This window comes from Pseudomonas sp. K5002, assembly GCF_013386655.1.
Taxonomy (GTDB): domain Bacteria; phylum Pseudomonadota; class Gammaproteobacteria; order Pseudomonadales; family Pseudomonadaceae; genus Aquipseudomonas.
Genome location: NZ_JACARK010000530.1, coordinates 1 through 9616 on the forward strand (window position 1 = coordinate 1; position 9616 = coordinate 9616).

Consider the following 9616-nt stretch of genomic DNA (forward strand, 5'->3'; position numbering starts at 1 on the left):
CGCTCGGCGGACGAAGTGGACCTGCGCACCCTGCGCCGGCGCTTCAGCGTGCGGGCCAATGACTTTTTTGTCGGAGTGTATGGCGGTCGGCTGTTCGACACCATGGAACGCATGGCACCGCTGTGCGAACTGCGCTTCGTGCCGGAAGGCGACACCGATGACGAGGCCCTGCGTGAAGGCCGTCTCGACCTGCGGGTGGGCAACACCATGCCGATCACCCCGGAAGTGAAGGTGCAGAACCTGTTCACCACCACCTTCGTCGGCCTGGCACGGGAAGGGCACCCGTTGTTCGATGGAGAAATCACCGCCGAACGGTTTGCCAGCTATTCGCATATCAGCATCTCCCGCCGCGGCATTGCCCGGGGGCCCATCGACACCGCCCTGAACGCCCAGGGCCTGGAACGCCGAGTCGCGATGATCGCCCCGGGGTTTCACGGCGCGATGTTCATGCTGCCGGACTCCGACCTGATCCTGCCGGTGCCCAAGGAAGCGCTCTACAGCGCCAATCGCCTGAAGCTGCCGTTGCGAGCCTTCACCCTGCCAATTTCCCTGCCGACCCTGGTGCTGACCCAAGCCTGGCACCCGCGTTTCGACAAGGACCCGGCCCATAGATGGCTGCGCGAGACCATGCGTGAATGCTGCGAGGCGACGTGGAAGGAAGCGCAGCCCACGTGAGTCGCAAGTGAGCCCGGTCAATGTGGGAGCTGGCTTGCCTGCGATGCGGGCGACACGGCTTTTCAGGCATAGCGAGGTGATGCCATCGCGGGCAAGCCCGGCTCCCACAGAGATCGCCTACATTTTGATCATTGCGTCTGGTGCACTTATAAGCTTCCGATAAGTCACTTTTTGTCATGTCTAAGCCTTATTAAACTGCTCGGGTATTTCCTATTCCGAGTTGTAGTTCATGACGTCCCTCGCTGCTCCCGCACCCCTGGCCGCAGCCAAACCGACCGCCATTACCCCGCCCGTTTTCGGCCCGCGTATCATCATCGGCCTGGTGGGCGTATTGCTTGCGGTACTGGTGTCCGGCCTCAACGAGATGGTGACCAAAGTCGCTCTCGCCGATATTCGTGGTGCGATGTACATCGGCTTCGACGAAAGTACCTGGCTGGTGGCTGCCTACACCGCCACCTCTGTCTCGGCGATGGCCTTTGCACCCTGGTGTTCGGTGACGTTCTCTCTGCGCCGTTTCACTCTCTGCGCCATCGGCCTGTTCACCGTGCTTGGCGTGCTGTGCCCGTTCGCACCGAACTACGAAAGCCTGCTGATCCTGCGCACCGTGCAAGGCCTGGCCGGTGGCGCCTTGCCGCCGATGCTGATGACCGTGGCCCTGCGGTTCCTGCCGGCCAACGTCAAGCTGTACGGCCTGGCCGGCTATGCCCTCACGGCCACTTTCGGCCCTAGCCTCGGCACACCGCTGGCGGCCATGTGGACCGAATACGTCGGCTGGCAATGGGCGTTCTGGCAGATTGTCGGGCCGTGCCTGCTGGCCATGGCGGCCGTGGCCTACGGCTTGCCCCAGGACCCGCTGCGCCTGGAGCGCTTCAAGCAGTTCAACTGGCGTGGTCTGCTGCTGGGGTTCCCGGCGATCTGCATGCTGGTGATCGGCCTGTTGCAGGGCAATCGGCTGGACTGGTTCGAGTCGCCGCTGATTACCTCATTGTTGATCGGCGGCCTGGTGTTGCTGGTGCTGTTCATGATCAACGAGTGGTCGCACCCGATGCCGTTTTTCAAGTTGCAGATGCTTGGGCTACGCAACCTGTCGTTCGCGCTGATTGTGCTCGCCGGGGTGCTGATCGTGCTGCTGGCGGTGACCATAATTCCGTCCAGCTACCTGGCCCAGGTCCAAGGCTACCGCCCGCTGCAAACTGCACCGGTGATGCTGATCATGGCGCTGCCGCAGTTGATCGCACTGCCGTTGGTGGCGGCGTTGTGCAACTTGCGCTGGGTCGATTGCCGCTGGGTATTGGGCATTGGCTTGAGCATGTTGATCCTGTCCTGCGTGGGCGGGGCGCAACTCACGTCGGCATGGATTCGCGATGATTTCTACGTGCTGCAACTGCTGCAGATCTTCGGGCAACCGATGGCGGTGTTGCCGCTGCTGATGCTCTCCACCGGCAGCATCACGCCCCAGGACGGGCCTTTCGCCTCGGCGTGGTTCAACACCGTCAAAGGCTTGGCCGCCGTGGTCGCCACCGGCGTGCTCGATGCCCTGACCACACACCGCCTGCATTTCCACTCGACCATGCTGGTGGACAGCCTGGGCAACTCGCCCCTGGCCGACAGCGATGCCGCCGGCCTTGCCCATCGGCTGCACGAGCAGGCCGTGGTGCTCACCTCTTCGGATCTCTACTACGTCATGGCCGGTGTCGCGGCGGCGTTGATCCTGCTGATTTTCTGGATGCCGACGCGGATTTATCCGCCCCGCGCGCCGACTTGATTGCTCACTGAGCCAAAGGGATTGTTATGAAACGCAAAGACAAAATCGCTGTAACCGTCATCACCGTGTTTGCCGTAGGTGTGCTGGTTTACCTGCTGGCGCCGGGTGTGTTCGGCAGCAAACGCCAGAGCACCAACGACGCCTTCGTCGCCGCTGACTACACCCTGGTGGCGCCGCGTGTGGCCGGCTTCATCAAGGAAGTGCTGGTGGAAGACAACCAGCGGGTCAAGGCCGGGCAGTTGCTGGCGCTGATCGATGACCGTGACTTCCGCGCCGCTGCCCAGGCGGCCGATGCCGATACGCTGGTGGCCCAGGCGCAGCTGAAAAATGCCACGGCAACCCTGGAGCGCCAAAGCTCGGTGATCGCCCAGGCCCAGGCGACTGTGGCGGCGGATCGTGCCGAAGTGGCGTTTGCCGAACACGAACTGAACCGCTACAACCACCTCGCGGGTGTAGGCGCCGGCACCGTACAGAACGCCCAGCAAGCCAAGACGCGTATTGACCAGGCCACCGCGCGCCTGGCGAATGCCACGGCGGTGCTGGCCGCTGAACGCAAGCAGGTGGAAATCCTCAGCGCCCAGCGTGATGCGGCAGAGGGCGGCCTGAAACGTGCCCAGGCCGCACTGGAAATGGCCAGCAATAAGCTGTCGTACACCCGCATCGTTGCGCCGGTGGACGGCATGGTCGGCGAGCGCGCGGTGCGGGTCGGCGCCTATGTGACGCCGGGCAGCAAGATCCTCGCCGTGGTACCGCTGGCCGAGGCCTACGTGGTGGCCAATTTCCAGGAGACCCAGTTATCCCACATGCACGCTGGCCAAACGGTGGACGTGAAGGTCGACAGCCTCGACGGCGAAGTGCTCAAGGGCCACCTCGAAAGCCTGGCGCCAGCTACCGGCGTGACATTTGCCTCGGTCAAACCCGACAACGCCACCGGCAACTTCACCAAGGTGGTGCAGCGTATTCCGGTAAAAATCATCCTGGAGCCCGGCCAGGCGTTGACCGAGCGCCTGCGGGTCGGCATGTCGGTGGAAGCCAGCGTCGACACCCACGCCGCCGCCCAGCAACGTGAGGTGGCGCAGCAATGAGACGCCTTGCCTGGTTAACCTTGAGCCTGCTCACCCTGAGTGCCTGCACCGTCGGCCCGGACTTCCAGCGCCCGCTGAATCCCGTCGGCCAATGGACCGAGCCCCATGGCCGGCAAGCCGCCAGCCACGCGGTCAACGACCCGCTGGAAGAGCGCTGGTGGGAAGTGTTCCACGACGCGCAGCTCACCGCGCTTACCCATCGCGCGCTGACCGATAACCTTGACCTGAAACTCGCCAGCAGCCGCCTGCAACAAAGCCGCGCGGCGCGCCAGGTGATCACCGCCGAGCGCTACCCGACCGTCAACGCCACCGGCGATTACCTGCGTCAGCGCAACAGCGCCGATGGCTTGAGCGATGCCTCGGGCAAGAACGGCCGCTCGGCGTTCAACCAGTGGGACATGGGTTTCTCCGCCGCCTGGGAACTGGACTTCTGGGGCCGCGTAAAACGCGAAACCGAAGCCGCCGACGCCACCCTGCAAGTCGCCGAAAACGACCGCCGCGCGGTGCTGTTGTCGGTGCTGGCGGAAACCGCCCAGGACTACATCCAGCTGCGCGGCGTGCAAAACACCCGCGCCGTCACCGAGCAAAACCTCGAGGTGGCGCGCCACAGCCTGAAGCTCTCGCAACTGCGCCTGGCCGATGGTGTCGCCACTGACCTGGACGTAGCCGAAGCCGCTGCTCAAGTGGCCGCCATCGAGGCGCGCCTGCCGGATTTGCAGCAACGCCAGGACCAGTTGATCAACGCCCTGAGCCTGCTGATGGGCGAACCGCCACAAGCCTTGTACGCCGAATTGTCCAAGGACGCTGCGGTGCCGCAAACCCAACGCCAGGTCGCCATCGGCCTGCCGTCGCAACTGGCCGAGCGCCGCCCGGATATCCGCCAGGCCGAAGCTCGCTTGCATGCGGCCACCGCCTCCATTGGTGTGGCCAAGGGCGACTTCTACCCGCGCATCACCCTGTCTGGCAGCGTGGGCTCCCAGGCGTTGCAGCTGGCGGATTTCGGCTCGTGGAGTTCGCGTGCATTCGCCTTCGGCCCGCAACTGAGCTTGCCGATTTTCAACGGTGGCCGGTTGCAAGGCATGCTCGATCTGCGCGAAGCCCAGCAACAGGAAGCGGCCCTGGCCTACCAGCAGACCGTGCTGCGGGCCTGGCATGAAATCGATGATCAACTGACCCGCTACAACGCCAGCCAACTGCGGCGCGACAGCCTTGCCGAAGCCGTGCGGCAGAACCAGATCGCCCTTGCCACGGCGCAGCATCAATACGTCGAAGGCGTGGTGGATTTCGTCAACGTACTGACCGTGCAAAGTGCGTTGCTGGCGACCCAGGAGCAGTGGGTGGAAAGCTCCACCGGCGTGTCCCTGGCCATGGTCGGGTTGTACAAGGCATTGGGCGGGGGCTGGGAGTCGGTGTATCCGGAACAGACGGCAGGGCGTTAATACCAGTGCCCACAGTCCAGGGACTGTGGGCATTCAAGGATTCTGCAAAAACACCACATACCCTCGAAACCACTCACTGCCCTTCAAATACCCCGGCTCCTCCCACTCTCCACCCTGAATCAACCCAATCTTGAACGGCACCCCCAACCGGTTCATGCGTGGCAGATACGCCGCGTAGTCCGGGATGCTGTGGCGGCCCTGGTAGGTCTGCACCACCACTTCATCAATCACGCCCTTGAGTTGTGCGATGGCGGCCGGGTCGGCGTTGCTGCTCCAGTCCATCAGCCCGGTGATGCTCAGGCGTAGATCCTTGGGCAAGCGTTGGCGCAGGTCGCGCAGAAAATCCGCGTATTCGTCGAGGTATTGCGTGCGCGCATCGAAGTCGATCTGGATGCCCACCACCGGATTGCCCGCATCCCGCCAGCGTTGCACCTGGCCGAGCATCTGGCTGTACACCGACTCGGGCCAGTGCAGGGTGTGGGCGCGGTACACCACCCAGATTTCACCCTGGGTGATGCGCGGCACACTCATGCCCTGGGCGATGAATTGCACGCCACGCCGGGGCGCGCGGCGGGTCGAGTTGATCTGGCCCTGGAGGATGTACAGGGTTTTCGCCTGCTTGAGCACCGGCTGCGGCGCGACGCCGCTCCACAGCCAGAATGCATCATGGTCGCGGGCGTCCACCGCGCCGAAGGCCGGGCTTGCCAGCAGGAGCAGGGCGAGCCAGAAACGCTTCACGGCTTACCAGTAGTACTGCAGCGACTTGCCCCACTGGGTGTCGGCGAACCCGGTTTTCAACTGGCGGAACCAGCCTTTGCGTACGTTCTTGTCGACGTCTTCGCCGCCGCAACTGTTGTAGCCCGAAGGTCCGTAGCAGTTGATGGCACGAAACAGCGCGTAGGCCTTGTCGTTTCGCGGTGCCTTGGGATTACCGATTACCCGCTTGTAGCCCTCCAGTCGCGAGAAGGTTTCACCCTTGAAGGGCGAGGCAGTGCTGCCCAGGCTGCCGGCGGAGCGCGCCTGTTCCAGGGGCATGCCGTCCAGGCCGTTACGCAGGACGAATTCCCCCAGGCAGTTCAGGCCCTGCGGGTTTTTCGGATCGGCCTGCAAGGTGCTGGCGATTTGCGCGATGCTCGGGCAGGTGTAGCCGGACTCGGCCTTGTCACCGTTCCACTGGAACAGTCTCAACGACTGGCCGCCGCTGTAGACGTAGCCCAGGCTGGTGCCGAGCTTGTCATCGGGAACCGAGGCGGGCAGTTGCTTGAGGTCCTCGGCAAAGGTCTCGAACTGGCCGCGCAGCAGGTCTTTATAGAGCAGCGTGAATTGCGCAGTCTGGCGCTCTACCGGGTCTTCGGCATGGGCAAGCTGTTGGCGCAGCAGGTCGGGACCGGCGACGTTGCGCAGCAGGATATAGCGCACCTGCTTGGCACTGATCGGCGAATCGGCGGCGAATACCTTGGCCAGCTGGCCGCTGCGTTCGTAGTTCATCGCCAATGCCAGCTCCAGCTGGTCACGTTGCAACGGTTGCCTGGCCAGCGGCAGCAGTTGCAGCCACAGCGCCTCGGCGGCTTTCCAGTCTTCCTTGGCTTCCAGCGCGAGGCCACGCAGGGTCTGTTGGCTGAAAGCGAAGTAGTCGAGATTCGACGGCACGTCTTGCGGCAGCAGCTTCAAGGCACGGTCGGGCTGATGCTCGACGTTCAGGGCAAACGCCGCCTGCACGTAGGCATACAGCGCGGGCTCCTGCGCGAACACCGCTTTTTGTGCATCGAGCGCTTCACGCGTGAGCTTCGGCGGCTCACCGGCACGCATCCACATCAGGTCGTTGAGGGCCAGGATCAACGGGTTGCCCACAGGTGCCGTGGTGCTGGTCAGCAGCTTGGTGTCGGCTTCCTGCACCAGTTCATCCAGCGACACGTTGCGCTGGGCATCGGTGGCCTGGGTCAGTTGCCAGGCAAAGTCGTCCGCCAGTTTGTCGGGGTTGGGCGCCAGCCAGTGCACCCGGCGCAACAGGCCACGGGCGGAGGCGGCGTATTCGCCCTGTGGATAAGTTTTCAGGTAGTCGTCGAAAGCGCTTTCGGCCCGTTGCAGGGCAGACTTATCCACATGCTCAAGCGACGGCGTGCCGTATTCATCGAAGGCATTTTGCTGGGCGTCGTTCAGCGCGGTGCGGGCGGTCATGTACAGCGCTGTTTCCTTCAGCCAGGGCAGCGAGCTGCTCGTCAGCCCGGCAAAACCTTTTTGCGCATCGCTGAAGCGTCCGCTGTAAAAGTCCCCGGCGGCTTTCAGGTAGGTGAGCAATGCCTGGCCGTCTGCCGATTTGATTTGGTCGGCCTCGCCTGCCGCTACGCCGTCCGAGGAACAACTGCCGAGCATCTGCAGCCGCAGCTTGGCCAGTAACTGGCGCTCGGCCTGCGGTACATCGGCCTTCACCACCTGGCTGATAAACGCGGCGGCGCTGTCATCGGCGTTGCTGCGGCAGCGGCTGCCTTCGCCGGAAAGGAAGGCTTCACCGGCGGTCTTGGCGTCGTCGCGGGTGATGCCCAGCGGGCTGAGCAGTGCAACCAGTTCGGCGGTGCGCGAGTCGTCGGGTTTGTTGTCGGGCTCATCCGCAGCCGGCATAAGCCGATACACCGGAAAGGGCACCGGGCCAAATCCTTCGGACACGTCCTGCTCGCCCAAGGCATTCGGCGCCAGCGGCATGACGTTTTTGTCCGCCAGCAACAGCCGCAGGTTGACCCGGCTGTCATTGCCGGGGCTCAGGAAGGGCAGGTTGCTGCACACGTCCAGGCTGTTGCGCGACACCCGCCAATCCGGGTAGCAAGAGTCATCGCCGCTGGCGTGGGCCTGGAGGGGAAGGGTGGCGAGCAATGCCAGTGCCAGGGGTGACAGAAGACCGATGCGCATGAAATGTCCTTGATCCTGAATCCATGGAAGGCAGCAATCATAGCGTGATCCGATGAAAGCGTCGGAGACGTCCTGCGCAAAATTCAGATTTGTCCGATTGGCGGATGGTTGGTCAAATCCATGCAAAACAGCGGGCGAATCAAGGCCTTTTGACCTAGAGTGGCGGGTGTTCGCGCAAGCGCAGGTTCAGTAGTGGGTGAGGAAGTAGAGGTGCGACGCTCTGTGGCGGAACAAGACAACAAGGCCGGGGCATTGCCCGTGCTCAATCCTGGCCTTTGGGAGAATGCCGGCTGGCTGGCTCGGTTGTGGTGGGTACCGCTGGTGGCGTTGGCCATGGCCATGCGTTTCTATGGCCTGACCGCCTCCGCCATCTGGGGCGATGAAGGTTCAAGCCTGCTGCTCGCCGAGTATTCCCTGGAAGACCTGTGGTTTCACGCCGCACATGACGTTCATCCGCCGCTGTATTTCTTCATGCTGCGCGGCTGGATCGAGGTGTTCGGCGACAGCATTTTCTCCCTGCGCAGCATGAGTGCGATCCCCGGTGTGGTCGCAGTCGGCCTGGGAATCTGGCTGACAAGGCTGGTCGCGACCCGTCGCGCGGCGGTGCTGGCCGGGATTCTGTTGGCGTTGCTGCCCACGGCAGTGCGCTACAGCCAGGAAGTGCGGATGTATTCGCTGCTGGGCGTATGGCTGCTGGCCGCCACCCTGGCATTGGTGTATTGGGTCCGCCAGCCTGAGCGCAAGCGCTATCTGGTGGCCTATGCGCTGTTGATGACGGCAGCCTTCTACACCCACTATTTCACCGCGTTGTGCGTACTGGTGCATTGGTCATGGCTGCTGTTGCTGCGCCAGCCACGGGCCGGCGGCTTGCGCCTGGTCACGCGCGCGGGCTGGTGGTTGGCCAACATTGCCATTGTGTTGCTGTACTTGCCCTGGCTCCCGAATCTGCTGGGCCTGGTGCAGCACACCGAAGAACTCAAGGTGGGCGGTGATATTGGCTGGGAAGACCCGGTCAACCTGTATTCCGTGCCGTCGATGGTGTGGCAGTTCCTCATTCAGGACCCGGGCGACCACTTGTGGCGACCGCTCTTTGTGGTGTTTCCGTTATTGCTGATGGCGCTGGTCGGTGTGACTGCCTGGCGCGATCAAAGCCGCTTTCGCTTTGGCTGGCTGCTGGGGCTTTTTTTCATGCTGCCAGTGCTGCTGGTCTATGGGGTTTCGTTTATTTCCCCGGTGTTTATCGAGCGTTATCTCACCGCCTACGCGATGAGTTTGCCGATCATCGTGGCGTTGGCCGTCGACCGTCTGTCGCCGCGCCTGCCGCTCGCAGCGGCGGCAGTCTTCGTGTTGTTTGTCGGGGTCGAGCTGGTGGGCGTGAAAACCAACTCCACCGTCGATGAGCATGATCAATTCAACGTGGTGGTGGAGTTCGTCAATCGCAACTACCAGGAAGATGACCGCATCGTCATCAGCGACATGCTGTGGTACCTGCCCTACGTCTATTACGACGAGACCGACGCCCAGTTGCAGCTTTTCACACCGCCGACCGCCGCCGGCAAGTCCACCCGGCCTAATGCCTATGGTTTTGGCACCCTGGTGGACCAGGATGGCGGGCGCATCTACCTTGATCGCTTGTCGGCGTTACCCGCCGAGATCCAGCGTGTATGGCTGATCAGCGCCGCGGAGCCGCCGGATGAGTTTGCCCCGTTGCCGGCCGGATGGCGTCAGCTCAGCCAACAGGACGGCGG

General features: G+C 63.2%; 7 protein-coding genes. 5 read left to right on the forward strand and 2 right to left on the reverse strand.

The window, feature by feature from the left end; genetic code table 11:
* The 4 genes from HX846_RS22605 to HX846_RS22620 all read left to right on the forward strand — a co-directional run.
* Positions 1–675: LysR substrate-binding domain-containing protein (locus HX846_RS22605; protein WP_178966122.1), on the forward strand; the 675-nt coding region annotated here is incomplete at its 5' end.
* Positions 676–904: 229 nt separating this feature from the next.
* On the forward strand, positions 905–2440 hold the full coding sequence (locus HX846_RS22610) for an MFS transporter (protein ID WP_177123202.1): 1536 nt from the start codon (positions 905–907) through the stop codon (positions 2438–2440).
* A 26-nt stretch (positions 2441–2466) separates the two neighbouring features.
* Complete coding sequence (locus HX846_RS22615) at positions 2467–3525, forward strand: HlyD family secretion protein (RefSeq protein WP_178966123.1); 1059 nt, start codon at positions 2467–2469, stop codon at positions 3523–3525.
* Positions 3522–4964, forward strand: coding sequence for an efflux transporter outer membrane subunit (locus HX846_RS22620; protein ID WP_177123201.1), 1443 nt, complete (start codon positions 3522–3524; stop codon positions 4962–4964). The genes HX846_RS22615 and HX846_RS22620 overlap by 4 nt, the downstream gene beginning before the upstream one ends.
* Before the next feature lie 33 nt (positions 4965–4997).
* Here HX846_RS22620 and HX846_RS22625 read toward each other — a convergent pair whose 3' ends face one another.
* Entirely contained in the window at positions 4998–5702 is a 705-nt protein-coding gene (locus HX846_RS22625) for a DUF3142 domain-containing protein (RefSeq protein ID WP_134325515.1), read from the reverse strand.
* Positions 5703–5705: 3 nt separating this feature from the next.
* Positions 5706–7868, reverse strand: a complete 2163-nt coding sequence (locus tag HX846_RS22630) for an outer membrane assembly lipoprotein YfiO (RefSeq protein ID WP_177123200.1) — start codon at positions 7866–7868, stop codon at positions 5706–5708.
* 222 nt (positions 7869–8090) lie between these two features.
* Here HX846_RS22630 and HX846_RS22635 point away from each other — a divergent pair.
* Positions 8091–9616 (forward strand): glycosyltransferase family 39 protein (locus HX846_RS22635; RefSeq protein ID WP_178966124.1); only part of this gene is annotated, 1526 nt, incomplete at its 3' end.